Source organism: Streptomyces sp. NPDC052773 (genome assembly GCF_044547145.1).
GTDB lineage: Bacteria > Actinomycetota > Actinomycetes > Streptomycetales > Streptomycetaceae > Streptomyces.
Map to the genome: position 1 here is coordinate 218,048 of NZ_JBITZX010000008.1, position 16,183 is coordinate 234,230.

Annotated in this window: 12 protein-coding genes and 1 pseudogene; 12 read left to right on the forward strand and 1 reads right to left on the reverse strand. The window is 70.9% G+C overall.

Translation table 11 applies throughout. From position 1 onward, the window contains the following. The first annotated feature begins 33 nt into the window (after positions 1-33). The 12 genes from ACIG0D_RS19955 to ACIG0D_RS20010 all read left to right on the forward strand — a co-directional run bounded on the left by ACIG0D_RS19955 (position 34) and on the right by ACIG0D_RS20010 (position 14,812). Positions 34-969, forward strand: coding sequence for a carbohydrate ABC transporter permease (locus ACIG0D_RS19955; protein WP_399802425.1), 936 nt, complete (start codon positions 34-36; stop codon positions 967-969). Further along, positions 966-1,862, forward strand: coding sequence for a carbohydrate ABC transporter permease (locus ACIG0D_RS19960; RefSeq protein WP_399802429.1), 897 nt, complete (start codon positions 966-968; stop codon positions 1,860-1,862). The genes ACIG0D_RS19955 and ACIG0D_RS19960 overlap by 4 nt, the downstream gene beginning before the upstream one ends. After that, positions 1,859-3,196, forward strand: a complete 1,338-nt coding sequence (locus ACIG0D_RS19965) for a polysaccharide lyase family 1 protein (RefSeq protein WP_399802432.1) — start codon at positions 1,859-1,861, stop codon at positions 3,194-3,196. The genes ACIG0D_RS19960 and ACIG0D_RS19965 overlap by 4 nt, the downstream gene beginning before the upstream one ends. Continuing rightward, the gene (locus ACIG0D_RS19970) at positions 3,193-4,362 is read left to right on the forward strand and encodes a Gfo/Idh/MocA family protein (protein WP_399802434.1); all 1,170 of its coding nucleotides are present in this window, start codon (positions 3,193-3,195) and stop codon (positions 4,360-4,362) included. Before ACIG0D_RS19965 ends, ACIG0D_RS19970 begins: the two co-directional genes overlap by 4 nt. Further along, positions 4,359-5,204: a PmoA family protein gene (locus ACIG0D_RS19975; RefSeq protein WP_399802437.1), complete on the forward strand. Its 846-nt coding sequence runs from the start codon at positions 4,359-4,361 to the stop codon at positions 5,202-5,204. Before ACIG0D_RS19970 ends, ACIG0D_RS19975 begins: the two co-directional genes overlap by 4 nt. Beyond that, positions 5,201-6,775: a family 43 glycosylhydrolase gene (locus tag ACIG0D_RS19980; RefSeq protein WP_399802440.1), complete on the forward strand. Its 1,575-nt coding sequence runs from the start codon at positions 5,201-5,203 to the stop codon at positions 6,773-6,775. The genes ACIG0D_RS19975 and ACIG0D_RS19980 overlap by 4 nt, the downstream gene beginning before the upstream one ends. A 33-nt stretch (positions 6,776-6,808) precedes the next feature. Further along, positions 6,809-8,824, forward strand: a complete 2,016-nt coding sequence (locus tag ACIG0D_RS19985) for a pectinesterase family protein (protein ID WP_399802443.1) — start codon at positions 6,809-6,811, stop codon at positions 8,822-8,824. Between the two features lie 49 nt (positions 8,825-8,873). After that, positions 8,874-10,217: an ABC transporter substrate-binding protein gene (locus ACIG0D_RS19990; RefSeq protein WP_399802445.1), complete on the forward strand. Its 1,344-nt coding sequence runs from the start codon at positions 8,874-8,876 to the stop codon at positions 10,215-10,217. A gap of 117 nt (positions 10,218-10,334) precedes the next feature. Beyond that, on the forward strand, positions 10,335-11,132 hold the full coding sequence (locus ACIG0D_RS19995; protein WP_399802448.1) for a rhamnogalacturonan acetylesterase: 798 nt from the start codon (positions 10,335-10,337) through the stop codon (positions 11,130-11,132). A 39-nt stretch (positions 11,133-11,171) separates the two neighbouring features. Continuing rightward, positions 11,172-12,494: a polysaccharide lyase family 1 protein gene (locus ACIG0D_RS20000; protein WP_399802450.1), complete on the forward strand. Its 1,323-nt coding sequence runs from the start codon at positions 11,172-11,174 to the stop codon at positions 12,492-12,494. Between the two features lie 154 nt (positions 12,495-12,648). Beyond that, positions 12,649-13,770, forward strand: coding sequence for a pectinesterase family protein (locus ACIG0D_RS20005; protein WP_399802453.1), 1,122 nt, complete (start codon positions 12,649-12,651; stop codon positions 13,768-13,770). After that, positions 13,763-14,812, forward strand: a complete 1,050-nt coding sequence (locus tag ACIG0D_RS20010) for a dienelactone hydrolase family protein (RefSeq protein ID WP_399802455.1) — start codon at positions 13,763-13,765, stop codon at positions 14,810-14,812. Before ACIG0D_RS20005 ends, ACIG0D_RS20010 begins: the two co-directional genes overlap by 8 nt. Before the next feature lie 51 nt (positions 14,813-14,863). Here ACIG0D_RS20010 and ACIG0D_RS20015 read toward each other — a convergent pair. After that, positions 14,864-15,934: pseudogene (locus tag ACIG0D_RS20015) on the reverse strand (glycoside hydrolase family 43 protein); the annotation flags it as partial. Positions 15,935-16,183: the final 249 nt, after the last annotated feature.

Below are 16,183 nucleotides of genomic sequence, written 5' to 3' on the forward strand. Positions count from 1 at the left end.
ACACGACCCACCGCAAGCGAACGGAGAACAGTCATGGCCCAAGCCGCAGCCGTGGCGAAACCGCCCGCGCCACCCCGGCGGCGCCGTGCCTCCGCCACGCCGCGCAGGCTCCCATACCTGCTGATCGCACCGGCGGCCCTGCTCATGCTGGGCTTCATCGCCTACCCCGTGATCAGCGTCTTCTACTACAGCCTGCAGGACTACAACCCCACCAAACCGTGGCGGAACGGTTTCGCGGGCTTCGACAACTTCGTCCACGCCTTCACCGAGGACCCCATCTTCTGGGACACCCTCGTCTTCAGCGCCAAGTGGGTCGTCGTCGAGGTCGGACTCCAGCTGCTGTTCGGCCTCGCGCTCGCCCTGATCGTCAACCAGACCTTCGTCGGCCGGGCCCTCGGACGCGCCCTGGTCTTCTCCCCGTGGGCCGTCTCCGGCGTACTGACCTCCGCGATCTGGGTGCTGCTCTACAACTCCCAGACCGGCATCACCCGCTACCTCGCCGACATCGGCATCGGCTCCTACGGCACCAGCTGGCTCTCGGACACCGAGACCGTGTTCCCGGCGGCCATCGTCGCCGACCTGTGGCGCGGCGTGCCCTTCTTCGCCATCCTCATCCTCGCCGACCTCCAGTCCGTCTCGAAGGACCTCTACGAGGCCGCCGAGGTCGACGGCGCGAGCCGCATCAAGCAGTTCTGGCACATCACCCTGCCCCACCTGAAGGACGCCATCGTCCTGTCCACGCTGCTGCGCGCGGTGTGGGAGTTCAACAACGTCGACCTGCTCTACACCCTGACCGGCGGCGGACCGGCCGGCGAGACCACCACCCTGCCGCTGTACATCGCCAACACCAGCGTCGACGCCCACGACTTCGGCTACGCGTCGGCCCTGACCACGGTCGCGTTCGTGATCCTGCTCTTCTGCTCGATCGTCTATCTGCGGCTGAGCAAGTTCGGAGGCGAGTCCAAGTGAGCACCATCAAGGAGGCCCCGGTCCTCCCCGCGCCCCGCCGCACCCGGCCCGAGCCGCAGCGCCCGGTGACCAGGCACCGGAGCTGGGACGAGGTCCCCCGCTGGCAGATCTATCTCCCCCTGTCGATCTACCTGGTCTTCACCCTGATCCCGTTCTACTGGATCCTGCTCTTCGCCCTGCGCCCGGCCGGCTCCACCTCGCTGGTGCCCTGGCCCATCACCTTCGACCACTTCCAGAAGGTATGGACCGAGCGGGACTTCGGCACCTACTTCCAGAACAGCGTGCTCGTCGGCCTCGCCACCCTGGTGCTGACCACGGTCGTCGCCCTGGCCGGCGGCTACGCCCTGGCCCGCTTCGACTTCAGGATCAAGCGGGGCTTCATGCTCGCCCTGCTGTGCTCCCAGTTCGTGCCCGGAGCGCTGCTGCTGGTCCCGCTGTTCGAGATCTTCGCCGAGCTGCAGATGATCAACTCGCTCGGCAGCGTCATCCTCGCCGAGACGGTCTTCCAGCTTCCGCTGTCGATGATCCTCATCAGCAACTTCATCAAGAACGTGCCGTACTCCCTGGAGGAGGCGGCCTGGGTCGACGGCTGCAACCGGTTCACCGCCTTCCGGGTCATCGTGCTGCCGCTGCTGCGCCCCGGGCTGATCGCGGTCGGTTCCTTCGCCTTCGTGCACTCCTGGAACCACTTCCTGTTCGCCCTGATGTTCCTCAACAACCAGGCCAAGCAGACCATCCCGGTCGGCCTGAACACCCTGATGAGCTCGGACAGCGTCGACCTGGGCGCGCTCGCGGCGGGCGGCATCATCGCCGCCGTCCCGGTCGTCCTCGTCTTCGCCTTCATCCAGAAGTGGCTGATCACCGGCTTCAGCGCAGGGGCGGTCAAGGGATGAGACTCAGGCACGCGGCCCTGGCCGCCCTACTGCCGGCCGTCCTCTGCGTCCCCGCGCACGCCGACGACGCCCGCGACGACACCCGCGACATCGGCCACGACGCCCGCGCCACCCGTGACATCAGCCGCGAGACCCTGCCCGCGGACGACGGCTGGGCGTCCGCCGACAGCGGCACCACCGGCGGCGCGGCGGCCGACGACGCCCACGTCTTCACCGTCACGGACCGCGCCGGGCTGGTCCGCGCCCTCGACGGCGGCAGCGCCACTCCGAAGATCATCCGGATCGCCGGGACCATCGACGCCAACACCGACGACGAGGGCCGCCGCCTCGACTGCGCCGACTACACCACCGGCGGTTACAGCCTGAAGAAGTACCTCGCCGCCTACGACCCCCGCACCTGGGGCTCCGCCAAGCCGAACGGCCCCCAGGAGGAGGCCCGCAAGGCGTCGGCGGCGCGGCAGGCCGAACGGGTCGAGCTGCGCGTCGGCTCCAACACCACGATCGTCGGCCTCGGCGACGACGCGCTGCTGAAAGGCGCCGCCCTCCAGATCAGTGACGCGGACAACGTCATCGTCCGCAACCTGGAGATCCGCGACGCCTACGACTGCTTCCCCGTCTGGCAACCCAACTCCGGTGGCATCGGGGACTGGAAGGCGGCCTACGACACCATCTGGCTGCGCGGCGCGAGCCACGTCTGGATCGACCACGTGACCCTGAGCGACAAGGGGCACCCCGACGAGGACGAGCCGACGTACTTCGCCCGCAACCATCTCCGCCACGACGGTCTGCTGGACATCACCAACGGGTCCGACCTCGTCACCGTCTCCTGGAGCCGGTTCGCCGACCACGACAAGGCGATGCTCATCGGCAACGGCGACACCGCCACCGGCGACCGGGGCAAGCTCCGCGTCACCCTGCACCACAACGAGTTCGAGTCCGTCGTCCAGCGGGCGCCGCGAGTCCGCTTCGGGCAGGTGCACCTCTACAACAACCGGTACGTCGTCCCCGACGACGCCCACGACTACCGCTACTCGATCGGCGCCGGCACCGAGTCGGCGATCCATGCCGAGCACAACGCCTTCCACACCCCGGCGCACGTCGAGGCCGCCGACCTGGTCAAGAGCTGGAACGGCAGCGCCCTGCGCACGGAGGGCAACGTCTTCAACGACTACCCCGTCGACCTGCTCACCCTCTACAACGCCTACAACTCGGGCAGCGAGCGCGATCTGACCGCCGACACCGGCTGGACCCCCGTCCTGCACGGCCCGGTCGACAGCGCGGCGGCGGCCGACCGGGCGGTGGCGCGCGGCGCGGGAGCGGGGAGGATCCGATGACCGAACCCCGGACCGGCCCCCTGGCCGAACCCCTGCCGATCGTCCTCGCCGGCGCCCGCGGCCACGGCCGCTGGCATGTGGCGAACATCCGCCGCCTCGAGGCCATGGGCGTCGTACGGCTCGTCGGGATCTGCGAGCTGACCCCGCTCACCGAGGAGGAGTTCGGCGGCGAACTCCCGGCCCAGTCCGCCGACTTCGGTGCCCTGCTCGATGCCACCGGCGCCCGCGCCGCGGTGATCTGCACCCCGATCCCCACCCACACCGACCTGGCGCTGGCCGCCGCGCGCCGGGGCGTGCACCTGCTGCTGGAGAAGCCGCCCGCACCGTCCTACGCCGAGTTCCGGCGGATGGCGGACGGGGTCGCCGAGGCAGGCGTGGCCTGCCAGATCGGGTTCCAGTCGCTGGGCTCGCACGCCGTGCCCGCGATCCGCGAACTGATCGCCGACGGGGCGATCGGCACGGTCACCGGTGTCGGCGGGGCCGGCGCCTGGGTGCGCGACGAGGCGTACTACCGCCGCGCGCCCTGGGCGGGCAAACGGCGGCTGAACGGCGCCGACGTGGTCGACGGGGCGCTCACCAACCCCCTCGCGCACGCCGTCGCCACCGCCCTCGCCCTGGCCGGCAGCGCCCGCGCCGAGGACGTCACCGCGATCGAGACCGAGCTGTGGCGGGCCAACGCGATCGAGTCCGACGACACCTCCTGCGTCCGGATCACCACCGCGCAGGGCCGCCCGGTCACCGTCGCCGCCACCCTGTGCGCCGAGCACCCGGACGAGCCGTACGTCCTGGTGCACGGCAGCCGCGGCCGGATCACCTTCTGGTACAAGCAGGACCGCGTGCTGCTCCAGCGCGCCGACCACGGCCCCGAGGAAATCGAGTACGGCCGCACCGACCTGCTGGAGAACCTGGCCGCCCACCTCACGAACGGCGCCGGCCTGCTCGTGCCGCCGGAGAGCACCGGCGCCTTCATGAAGGTCGTCGAGGCCGTCCGGCTCGCCCCCGACCCCGCCCCGCTGCCGGAGTCCGCCTGGCACCGGCCGCCGGGCGAGGACCGCCGGGTCGTCACCGGCGTGGACGGGCTGGTCGCGGCCGCCGCCGACACCCTCGCCCTGTACTCCGAACTGGCGGCGCCCTGGGCCGCCCACGAAGAGGTGAGCACCCGATGACCAGCGCGGACACCACCGTCCTGCGGGTCGCGGGCCGACCCGTCGCCCGGTACGTCACCCGGCCCGAACTGTCCGCCCGGCTCTCCCCGCGCCCCTATCTGCACCCCGTCACCACCCTGTCCGGCGTCTCGGTCACCGAACTGAGCCCCGCCGACCACCCGCACCACCTCGGCGTCGGTGTCGCCGTTCCCGACGTCGAGGGGCACAACTTCTGGGGCGGCCGTACCTTCGTCCGCGACCAGGGCCCCACCGAGCTGGCCAACCACGGCGCCCAGCGGCACGTGGCCTTCCAGCTGCGCGACCCGGACGGCTTCGTCGAGGAGCTGCGCTGGGTGGCCGGCGGCACCGAGGTGCTCCGCGAGCGCCGTACCGTCGCCGCCACGGCGCTCACCGACACCGCCTGGGCGCTGGACTTCACCTTCGCCCTCACCAACCCCACCGCCACCCCGCTGACCATCGGCAGCCCCGCCACCAACGGACGCCCCGGCGCCGCGTACGGGGGTTTCTTCTGGCGGGCCCGCAAGGAGGCGACCGCCCCGGACGTCTTCACCCCCGGCGCCGAGGGCGAGGCGGCGGTGCACGGCCGGGCCGCCGACTGGCTGGCGCTGGCCGGCTCCTCCTGGACGCTGGTCTTCGCCGGAGCCACCGACGCCACCCGCCGCGACCCGTGGTTCGTGCGCACCGCCGAGTACCCGGGTGTCGGCTCCTCCCTGGCCCATGACGCGCGGCTGCCGGTCGCGCCCGGCGACACCCTGGTCCGCCGCGTCGTCACCGTCGTCGCCGACGGCCGCCTCGACCGCGGCGAGGCCGCGGCCCTGATCCGGAAGGCGGTCACCCCATGACCGACGTGACCGACGTGACCGGCGAGACCCAGGAGACCTATACGAACCCGGTCCTGAACGCCGACTGGTCCGACCCCGACGTGATCCGCGTCGGCGACGACTTCTACCTCACCGCCTCCAGCTTCGGCCGCGTCCCCGGACTGCCGCTGCTGCACTCCCGCGACCTGGTGAACTGGACCCTGGTCGGCCACGCCCTCGACCGCCTGGAGTCGGCGGAGGAGTTCGCGAAGCCGCGCCACGACTGCGGTGTCTGGGCGCCGTCGCTGAGGTACCACGACGAGCGCTTCTGGATCTTCTGGGGCGACCCCGACCAGGGCGTCTTCCAGGTCAACGCCCCCGAGATCCGCGGGCCGTGGACCAGCCCGCACCTGCTGAAGGAGGGCAAGGGCCTGATCGACCCCTGCCCCCTCTGGGACGACGAGACCGGCGAGGCCTACCTGGTGCACGCCTGGGCCAAGTCCCGCTCCGGCGTCAAGAACCGCCTCACCGGCCACCGTATGCACCCCGACGGCACCTCCCTGCTCGACGAGGGCAAGGTGATCGTCGACGCCGACCGCATCCCCGGCTGGTTCACCCTGGAGGGCCCCAAGCTCTACCGGCACGACGGCTGGTTCTGGATCCTCGCCCCCGCCGGGGGAGTGGAGACCGGCTGGCAGGGCGCCTTCCGCTCCCGCGGCTTCTTCGGGCCGTACGAGGAGAGGGTCGTCCTCGAGCAGAAGGACACCGACGTCAACGGCCCCCACCAGGGCGGCTGGGTGCGCACCCCGTCCGGCGAGGACTGGTTCCTGCACTTCCAGCAGCGCGGCGCCTACGGCCGGGTCGTCCACCTCCAGCCCATGCGCTGGGGCGCCGACGGCTGGCCGGTGCTGGGCGACGACGGCGCCCCCGTCGCCGTACACAAGAGGCCCGACCTGCCGCCCCAGCCGCCGGCCGCGCCCGCCACCGACGACGACTTCCCCGGCGGACGGTACGGCCGCCAGTGGCAGTGGACCGCCAACCCCCGCGACGGCTGGGCCACCCAGCACTCCGGCGACGGGCTGCGGCTCACCTGCGTCCGCTCGGCCGACGCGCACGACCTGCGCCGACTGCCGAACATCCTCACCCAGCGGCTGCCCGGCATCCCCTGCGCCGCCGAGGTCACCCTGCGCCTCGACAGCGAGGAACCGGGCGCGCGGGCCGGACTCGCCGTGCTCGGGGACGCGTTCGCCTGGATCGGACTCCAGCGCGGGGCCGACCGGACGGTCCACCTGGTGCACCGGTTCGCCGAGGCGGTCGCCGTGGGGGCACCTCCCACGCCTTTCGGGCAGTGGGGGAGGGAACGGGACGCCGAGCACGCCCGGCTCGCCCCGGACGGGCGGGCCACGCTGCGGATCGAGATCCGGCCCGGCGCCCGCTGCAGCTTCCTCGCCGACACCGGGGACGGCTTCCGCCCCTCCGGTCAGGTCTTCGCCGCCACCCCGTGGCGCTGGGTCGGCGCCCTGCTGGGCCTGTTCGCGCTCGCCCCCGGCGAGGACGGACAGGGACACGCGGGCACCGCCACGTTCACGCAGTTCCGCATCACCACGCTCTGATCCACCTCATTCGTACGCCTGTTGGGAGCCGCAATGACGTACCCCCCTGGCAAGCGCTTGTCGAGACCGGGGCACGGCAAGGTGGTGGCCGCCGTCGTCGGCCTCGTCACCGCGCTGGGCCTCGGGTCCCTCGGGGAGGCCCACGCCTCGCCCGCCGGCCCGGTCATGACCGAGTCCGCGGCCGAGTCCGCGGCCGAGTCCGGGGTCCCGGACCGCTGGGCCGACCGCCCGCACGGCTTCGCCTCCCTCGCCGGCGGCACCACCGGAGGCGCCGGCGGCAAGGTCGTCACCGTCACCGACCAGGCCGCGCTCGCGAAGTACGCCGCCGCGCCCGAGCCGTACGTCATCCGGGTCAAGGGCAGCATCACCGCGCAGCCGTTCGGCGCGAGCATCGAGGTCGCCTCCGACAAGACCATCGTCGGCGTCGGGACGACCGGTGAGCTGGTGCAGGGCGAACTCCATCTGAGCCCCGGCACCCACAACGTGATCATCCGGAACATGACGATCCGGGACTCGGCCGTCGAGGGCAACTGGGACTGCAAGGACACCGACTTCGACGGCATCCAGATGGACACCGTCCACCACGTCTGGGTCGACCACAACCGCTTCTCGAACATCTGCGACGGGCAGCTCGACATCCGCAAGAACAGCGAGTACGTCACCGTCTCCTACAACCGGTTCGAGAACAACAACAAGACCTTCGGCGTGGGCTGGACGTCCGACGTCAAGACACAGATCACCGTCGACCACAACTGGTTCCGGGACACCAAGCAGCGCAACCCGTCGATCGACAACGCCGCGTACGCCCATCTGTACAACAACTACCTGACGGCCCAGGCGGACCCGGGCGATCCCGTGTGGACGTACGGCAACTGGTCACGGGGCAGGACGAAGATGGTCATCGAGAACTCGTACTACGAGGACGTCCAGCACCCCTATCAGGCCGACACGACCGCGGAGTTGGTGCAGCGCGGGTCGATCCTGAGGAACACGAGCGGGCGGCACGACGCCTGGGGCACCGCCTTCGACCCCCGTGACTTCTACGCCTACCGGCTGGACCCCGCTGCCGCCGTGCCGGCCCTCGTGAAGCGTTTCTCCGGGCCGCAGGAGCGCATCGGCGTGGTGCTGCACGTGCCCGCCGACCACCCGGCCGTGCAGGCCGCCGTGGACGCCGTGCCGGACTGCAACGACGTGCCGGTCACGATCGCCGTCGCGCCCGGCACCTACCGCGCCAAGGTCCACATCCCCGCGACCAAGCCGAACATCGTGCTGCAGGGGACTGGACAGGACCGCTCCGACACCGTCATCGTCTACGACACGCCCGCCGCGTACGGCGGCTCCAACGGCAGCGCCACCGTGCGGATCTCCGCCAGTGACGTCACGGCGCGCAACCTCACCTTCGCCAACGACTTCGACGAGGCCGCGCACGAGCTGAACGGCGAGCAGGCGCTGGCGGTGAAGACGACCGGCGACCGGATCGTCTTCGAGGACACCGCCTTCCTGGGCAACCAGGACACCCTGATGACCGACAGCCCCAAGCTGACCACCGTCAGCCGGGTGTACATCCGCGACTCCTACATCGAGGGCGACGTCGACTTCGTCTACGGGCGGGCGACCACGGTGATCGAACGGTCCGTGATCCGCGCGCTCAGCCGCGGGTCCGCGACCAACAACGGGTACATCACGGCCGCCTCGACCTGGAAGGGCAACCCCTACGGGTTCCTGATCACCGACTCGAAGGTCGTGAGCGACGCGCCGGCCGGGACCTTCCACCTGGGGCGGCCCTGGCACCCCGGCGGGGAGCCCGACGCGATCGGCCAGGTGCTGATCCGGAACACCGAGCTGCCCGCCGCGATCAAGGCCTCCCCGTGGACCGACATGGGCGGCTTCTCGTGGAAGGACGCGCGGTTCGCCGAGTACCGGAACACCGGGCCCGGCGCGGCCGTGACCGCCGACCGGCCGCAGTTGAGCGACGCGGAGGCCGCGACGCACACCGTCGCCCACTACCTCCGGGGCACGGACGGCTGGGCGCCGTACGCCCGTCACTGACCCCCCACAACTTCATATCTCGCCGGAACCGGAAGAAGAGAGCCGATCAATGAAGATCAACATCCGCAGAAGCAGGCGCGCTGCCATCGCCGTCGCCCTGGGCTCCGTTCTCGCGCTCACCGCCACCGCCTGCGGCGACGACGGCAGCGGTGGGGGCGGCGGCGAGGGCTCCGAGGGCAGCGGCAAGGGCAAGATCGTCTTCTGGGACAACAACGGCGGTGTCCGCACCGACATCTGGAAGCAGATCATCGCCGACTTCGAGAAGGCCCACCCGGACATCGACGTCGAGTACGTCGGCATCTCGTCCACCGAGTACCAGTCCAAGGTCGACACCGCCATCCAGGGCGGCGGGCTGCCGGACGTCGGCGGTGTCGGCGCGGCGATGCTCGCCGGGTTCTCCGCGCAGGGCGCGCTGGAGCCGCTGGACGAGCGGCTGGCGGGGTCCTCGCTGAACGGCAAGCTCAACGAGGACATGGTCGAGTCGATGAAGGCCGCGGGCGGCGGCGACGGCACCCTGTACTCGATCCCGACCTCCGCGAACAACGGTGTCCTGTACTACCGCACCGACCTGTTCAAGAAGGCGGGCCTCGAGGAGCCGACCACCTGGGACCGGTTCTTCAAGGCCGCCGATAAGCTGACGAACGCCAAGAAGAACGAGTTCGGGTACACCATCCGGGGCGGTGCCGGGTCCATCGCGCAGGCCCTGGACGCGATGTACGGGCAGAGCGGGATCACCTCGTTCTGGAACGGCGACAAGACCACGGTCAACGACCCGAAGAACGTCGAGGCGCTGGAGAAGTACGCGGCGCTCTACAAGAAGGTCACACCGTCCGCCGACCTCAACAACGACTTCACCAAGATGGTCGCGCAGTGGGACTCCGGCACGATCGGCATGCTCAACCACAACCTGGGTTCGTACCAGGACCATGTGAAGGCGCTCGGGGTCGACAAGTTCCGCGGCATTCCGCAGCCGACCGGGCCCGGTGGCAAGCGGGTGCAGGTGTCCAACCCGGTGGACGGGCTGGGTCTGTTCAAGAGCTCCAAGAACAAGGAAGCCGCCTGGAAGTTCATCGAGTTCGCGCTGTCGCACGAGGAGAACTCGAAGTTCAACGAGTCGGCGGGGCAGGTGCCGGCGAACACGGACGCGGCGAAGGACGCGTGGGTCGCCGAGGCGGAGCCGACGAAACTGGCGGCTGAGGCGTTGAGTGACGGGTCGACGACGATTGTTCAGCTGCCGTACTACCTGCCGGACTGGAACACGATCTCCAAGGCGGAGAACGAGCCGAACTTCCAGAAGGTGCTGCTGGGTGACATGAGTGCCAAGGAGTTCCTGGACACGCTGGCCGAGCAGTTGAACGAGGCTCAGGCGGAGTGGAAGCAGCGGAATCAGTAAGGAGTCCGGATTCGCCGTGGGGCGGCCTGTCGATTTCGGGCTGCGGGCCGTCCCTGGCTGGTCGCGCAGTTCCCCGCGCCCCTGGACCACTCACCCCATGTACTGAAAGGTGCCCCCGTGTCCATGACTCGTAGAAAGGTCGCTTCCGCTGCGCTCGCCGCCGTTCCGCTCGCCTTTGCCGCGAACGGTGTCGCGCAGGCCTCTTCCGGGCGGCGTCGGACGATCTATATCGCCGGGGATTCCACCGCCGCGCAGAAGTACGCGGACGCGGCGCCCGAGACCGGATGGGGAATGGCGTTCCCCTTCTTTCTGCGCAAGGATCTGCCCGTCGCGAATCACGCGGTGAACGGGCGGAGTTCGAAGAGTTTCGTGGACGAGGGCCGGCTCGATGTCATACTCGGGGAGATCCGGCCGGGTGACGTTCTGATCGTTCAGTTCGCCCACAACGACGAGAAGAGCGGTGATCCCGCCCGGTACACCGAGCCCTGGACGACGTACCAGGACCATCTGCGGCTGTACGTCGACGGGGCGCGCGCCCGGGGAGCCCGGCCCGTGCTGGCGACCGCGGTGGAGCGGCGTCGGTTCGACGCGGAGGGCCGGGCGCTGCCGAGCCATGGCGAGTATCCGGCGGCGATGCGGGCGCTCGCCCGGGAGGAGGGGGTGGCGCTGCTCGACGTGCAGGCGCTGTCGCTGGCGCTGTGGCAGGAGCTGGGCGGCGAGGAGAGCAAGAAGTACTTCAACTGGACGGCGACCGAGCAGGACAACACGCACTTCAACCCGCCGGGCGCGATCGCCGTGGCGCGGCTGGTGGTGCGGGAGCTGCTGCGCACGCGGGTGCTGGGCCCGCGGGATGTGCGCCGGCTCGACGAGGAGATCCCCGAGTCCTGGATCAGCTGGCCGCCGGCCGCCGTGTGATCCGTCCGACCGTCAGATGGCAGAAGAGAGAGCCGCAGCATGGAAGCACAGAGATGGCATGAGCATGGCATGGGAAAGGCCGTGAAGGGCGTCGCGCTCAGCGGGTGCGCCGCGCTGGTCCTCGGTGTCACCGGGACCGCCACCGCCCACGCCGGGTCCCGGGACCTGGGCCGCGAGGTGCCGGCCGCCGGGGACGGGTGGGCCTCCCACGGCACGGGCACCACCGGAGGGTCGGCGGCCGACGCCGAGCACGTCTACACGGTGACCACCTGGGCGGAGTTCAAGGCCGCCCTGGCGGACGGCGGGAGCGCGCCCAAGATCATCAAGGTCAAGGGTGTGATCGACGCGGTGTCCGAGGGCTGTGCCGCCTTCGCCGCCGAGGGCTACGACTTCCGGCAGTACCTGGCCGACTACGACCCGGCCGTCTGGGGCCACGACAAGCCGGTCAGCGGGGAACAGGAAGACCTGCGGGCCGCGTCCGCCGCCAACCAGGACAAGGTCATCAAGGCGAACATCCCCGCGAACACCACCATCGTCGGCGTCGGCAGGGACGCCGGGATCCGCGGCGGCAGCCTCCAGATCCGCGGCGTCGACAACGTCATCATCCGCAACCTCACCATCGAGGCCCCGATCGACTGCTTCCCCCAGTGGGACCCCACCGACGACAACAAGACCGGCGCCTGGAACTCCGAGTACGACGGTGTCGTGGTGTACGGATCCACCCATGTGTGGATCGACCACAACACGCTCACCGACGGCCGCTACCCCGACAGCTCCCTGCCGACCTACTTCGGCAAGGTCTACCAGCAGCACGACGGACTGGTCGACGTGGTGCGCGGCGGCGACCTCGTCACCGTGTCGTGGAACTCCTTCAAGGACCACGACAAGACCATGCTCATCGGCAACAGCGACGGGGCGGGCGCCACCGACTCCGGCAAGCTGCGGGTCACCCTCCACCACAACCGCTTCGAGGGCATCGTCGAGCGGGCCCCGCGCGTCCGGTTCGGTCAGGTCGACTCGTACAACAACCACTTCGTGGTGACCAAGGACCAGAAGTTCGGCTACGTCTTCGGCATCGGCGCGAACTCCCGGCTGCACGCCACCGACAACGCCTTCTCCCTCGCGGCCGGCGTGAGCACCGCCAAGGTGCTGAAGAAGTGGAACGAGGCGCCCGTCACCGCCGAGAACAACTACGTCAACGGCAAGCTCACCGATCTGATCGCCGTGCACAACGCGGAGATCCCCGCCGAGACCCTCCAGTCCGGCGCCGGCTGGACGCCCACCCTGCGCACCCGGGTCGACCACCCCCGCGCCGTCCCCGGCATCGTCGACCACCGCGCGGGCGCCGGCCGCGTCTGCTGACGCCTCCCGCTCAGGGACCGCACGACCGTCCGGCCTTTCGCTCACCGGCGCGGGGCCGGGACCACCACCGTCCCGGCCCCGCCCCAGAGCAGCCGCACCGAGCAGCCGCACTCCGCAGCCGCACCGAGCAGCAGCCCTCCGAAGGAGCACCCGCATGTCCTCGCCCCACCTCCGCTCCCCCCTGTCCCGGCGGGGGTTCCTGCTGGCGAGCGCCGGCGCGAGCGCCGCGCTCGGCCTGACCGCCCTCCCCACGCATGCCGCGCACGAGCCGCGCCCGTTCGGCCGGTACGGCTCCCCGGCCGCCCGCCGCACCCCCGGCACCCTGTACGTCGACCCGCACGGCCGGGGCGACTTCACCACCGTCCAGGCCGCCGTGAACGCCGCCGAGGGCAGCGGTCGCACCCTCGTCCTCGCACCCGGTGTCTACCGGGAGACCGTCACCGTCGACGCCACGCGCACGGAGATGACCTGGATCGGCGCCGCCGGCGACCCGCGCGCCGTCGTCATCGTGTACGACAACGCGGCCGGCACCCCCAAGCCCGGCGGCGGCACCCACGGCACCACCGGCTCGGCCACCACCACGATCCGCGCCGACGGCTTCACCGCCCACCGGATCACCTTCGCCAACGACTGGCTGCGCGCCGACCACCCCGACATCACCGGCACCCAGGCCGTCGCCCTCAAGGTCATGGGCGACCGCTCCGCCTTCCACCACTGCCGCTTCCTCGGCCACCAGGACACCCTCTACGCCGACACGACCGCCCTCAACGTCTTCGCCCGCCAGTACTTCTCCCACTGCTACGCCGAGGGCGATGTCGACTTCGTCTTCGGCCGCGCCACCGCCGTCTTCGAGCACTGCCACTTCCGCACCCTGGACCGCACCGACCTGGCCGGAGCCCCGTACGGCTTCGTCTTCGCCCCCTCGACGGCGGGCGCCAACCCGCGCGGCTACCTGGTGACCCGCAGCCGGATCACCAGCGAGGCCCCCGACGCGTACTACAAACTGGCCCGCCCCTGGGTGCCCAGCTCGGACCCCACCGCGCGGCCCTCCCTCGTCGTCCGGGACAGCTGGCTCGGCACCGGATTCGACGCGGTCGCCCCCTACACGAACATGTCGAACGCCTTTCCCTGGCAGGACCAGCGGTTCGCCGAGTACCGCAACCTGGGCCCCGGCGCCCGCGTCACCGTCCCCGAGAACCGGCCCCAGCTCACCGACGAGCAGGCCGAGTCGGCGACGCGAGCGGCGTATCTCGGCGACTGGCGGCCGTATGACTGAGCCGCCGGCCGGCCTCGAGGACGAGCTGACCTTCCCGCTCGCCTGGGGCACCTCGCCCGTCCGCGACTTCCCGGCCTGGCGGCGGGCGGCCCGCGCGGTGGTGGAGGAGCGGCTGCTGGTCGACCGGCAGGAGGGGACGCCGTACGCCCCCGAGTACGGCCTGCGGCTCCGCGGGGACGACGGCGTGACGCGCGAGGTGGTCACCCTCTCCCTCACCCGCTACGAACGCGTCCGCGGTGTCCTGCTCACCCCGCACGGGCCCGGGCCGTTCCCCGCGGTGCTGCTGCTGCACGACCACGGGTCCCGGTTCGACATCGGCAAGGAGAAGCTGGTCCGGCCCTGGTACGACGAGACCCGGCTGGACTCCGCGTCGGCCTGGGCGCAGCGGTGTTACGGCGGGCGGTTCGTCGGTGACGAACTGGCCCGGCGCGGCTGTGTCGTGCTCTGCCTGGACGCGCCCGGCTGGGGCGACCGCGGGCCGCTCGCCTACGTGGAGCAGCAGGCCCTGGCCTGCCACTTCTTCCACCTCGGCTCCTCCCTGGCCGGGCTCATGGCGCGGGAGGACGTCCGCGCCGCGGGGTTCCTCGCCGGGCTCGACGGGGTGGACTCCCGCCGGGTGGCCGCCCTCGGGTTCTCCATGGGCGGCTACCGGGCCTGGCAGACGGCCGCGCTCAGCGACGACATCGCCGCCGCGGCGAGCGTGTGCTGGATGACCGGTCTGAAGGAGATGCTGGTGCCCGGCGACAACGCGCTGCGCGGGCAGTCCGCGTACTACATGCTCCATCCGGGGCTGGCCCGGCACCTGGACATCCCGGACGTGGCGAGCATCGCCGCACCGCGGCCCATGCTCTTCTTCCACGGCGCCCTGGACCCCCTCTTCACCGCCGAGGGTGTACGCGTCGCCCACGACAGGCTGCGCGCCGTGTGGCGGTCGTGCGGCGCGGAGGAGCGACTGCGGCTGACGACGTGGCCGGACACCGGCCACGTCTTCACCGAGCGGATGCAGGACGAGGTCTTCGCCTGGCTCGACCGCATGCTGTGAGACTCACCGCCGCGCCGGGCGGACCGACTCCGGCGTGGGCACCACCGGCTTGGCCGTGCGGGACACCGGATACTCGGCCAGCAGCCGGTTGTACTCCCCCCGTGTCACCGGGATGACGGTGCCGTGCCGGGGGCTCGCCGGGAGCCGGTGGTCCGTCGACGGCGTCCACCGGCCGGAGTCGAGGTCGGTGGTCTCGAACGGGAGGTAGCCGCGGCCGCCGTACTCGTCGATGAACAGGTACCACTTCTCCTCGGTGTTCGACTTGAAGACCGTCGGGCCCTCGCCGCGGTCCATCGCGCCGCTGCCGATGCAGTCCGCGACGAAGTCGTAGGAGGTGTCGGTCAGGCTCGTCGACTTCTCGGCGGTGATGAACTTCGAGCACGGGCTGGAGCTGCTCGGGTCGCGTTCGTCCTTGGTGTAGCGGTAGTAGGTGCCCTCGTGCTCGACCACCGTGGAGTCGATCACCGAGTAGCCGGGGTCGTGCCAGATCTTCGGCTCGCTGAAGGTGCGGAAGTCCTGGGTGGTGGCGTACAGCATCCTGTTGTACGTCGAGCCCTTGTGCTCGGGGTCGTCCTCGGCGTACAGCTTCGACGCCCAGAAGACGACGTACGCGCCGAGCGTCTCGTCCCAGTAGGCCTCCGGCGCCCAGGTGTTGCCCGCGGTGTCGGGGGAGACCCGCACCAGGCGCTGGTCGGTCCAGTGGACCAGGTCCGTCGACTCCCACACCATGATCGACTTGCTGCCGTGCCGCTGGACGTGATCCCAGCTGCCGCTGGAATTGCGGTACATCCGCAGATCGGTGGCGATCATGTAGAACCGGTCGCCCTCGGGGGAGCGGATCACGAACGGGTCGCGCAGGCCCTTCTCGCCGATCGTGGAGGTCAGGACCGGCTTGCCCGCGTTCAGTTCACGCCAGTGCAGGGGGTCGTTGCCGCGGCTGAGGGCGTAGCGGATCTGTTCGCCGTCGGCGGTGCCCTCGCCGGTGAAGTAGGCGAAGAGGTAGCCGGCGTACTTCGGGGCTTTCACGGGTGGTGCTCCAGAGTCGGCGGCGCCCGGCGGGGCGGTGAGCAGGGCTAGGAGGAGGGCCAGGAAGGGAAGCAGGAGCAGGCGGGGGCGGCTCATGGCACTCCTTGTGTGAGTGTGGGGGTTTCTGTTGGAAGGCGGTGCCTTTCGGAGTGTCGCCGGTGGGGGAGAGAGGGTCAATCGGTGCGGGCGGGACCGGCGGGAGCGAAAGTTTCCGACGTTTTCGCGGCCCTTGGACGCGGGAACGCCCCCGCCGGTCGTCACCGGCGGGGGCGTGACGGGTGCCGGGCGAGGGGGGCTCGCACCGGCACCGGGGCCGGGCCGAGGGGGGCTCGGACCGGCGGCTGG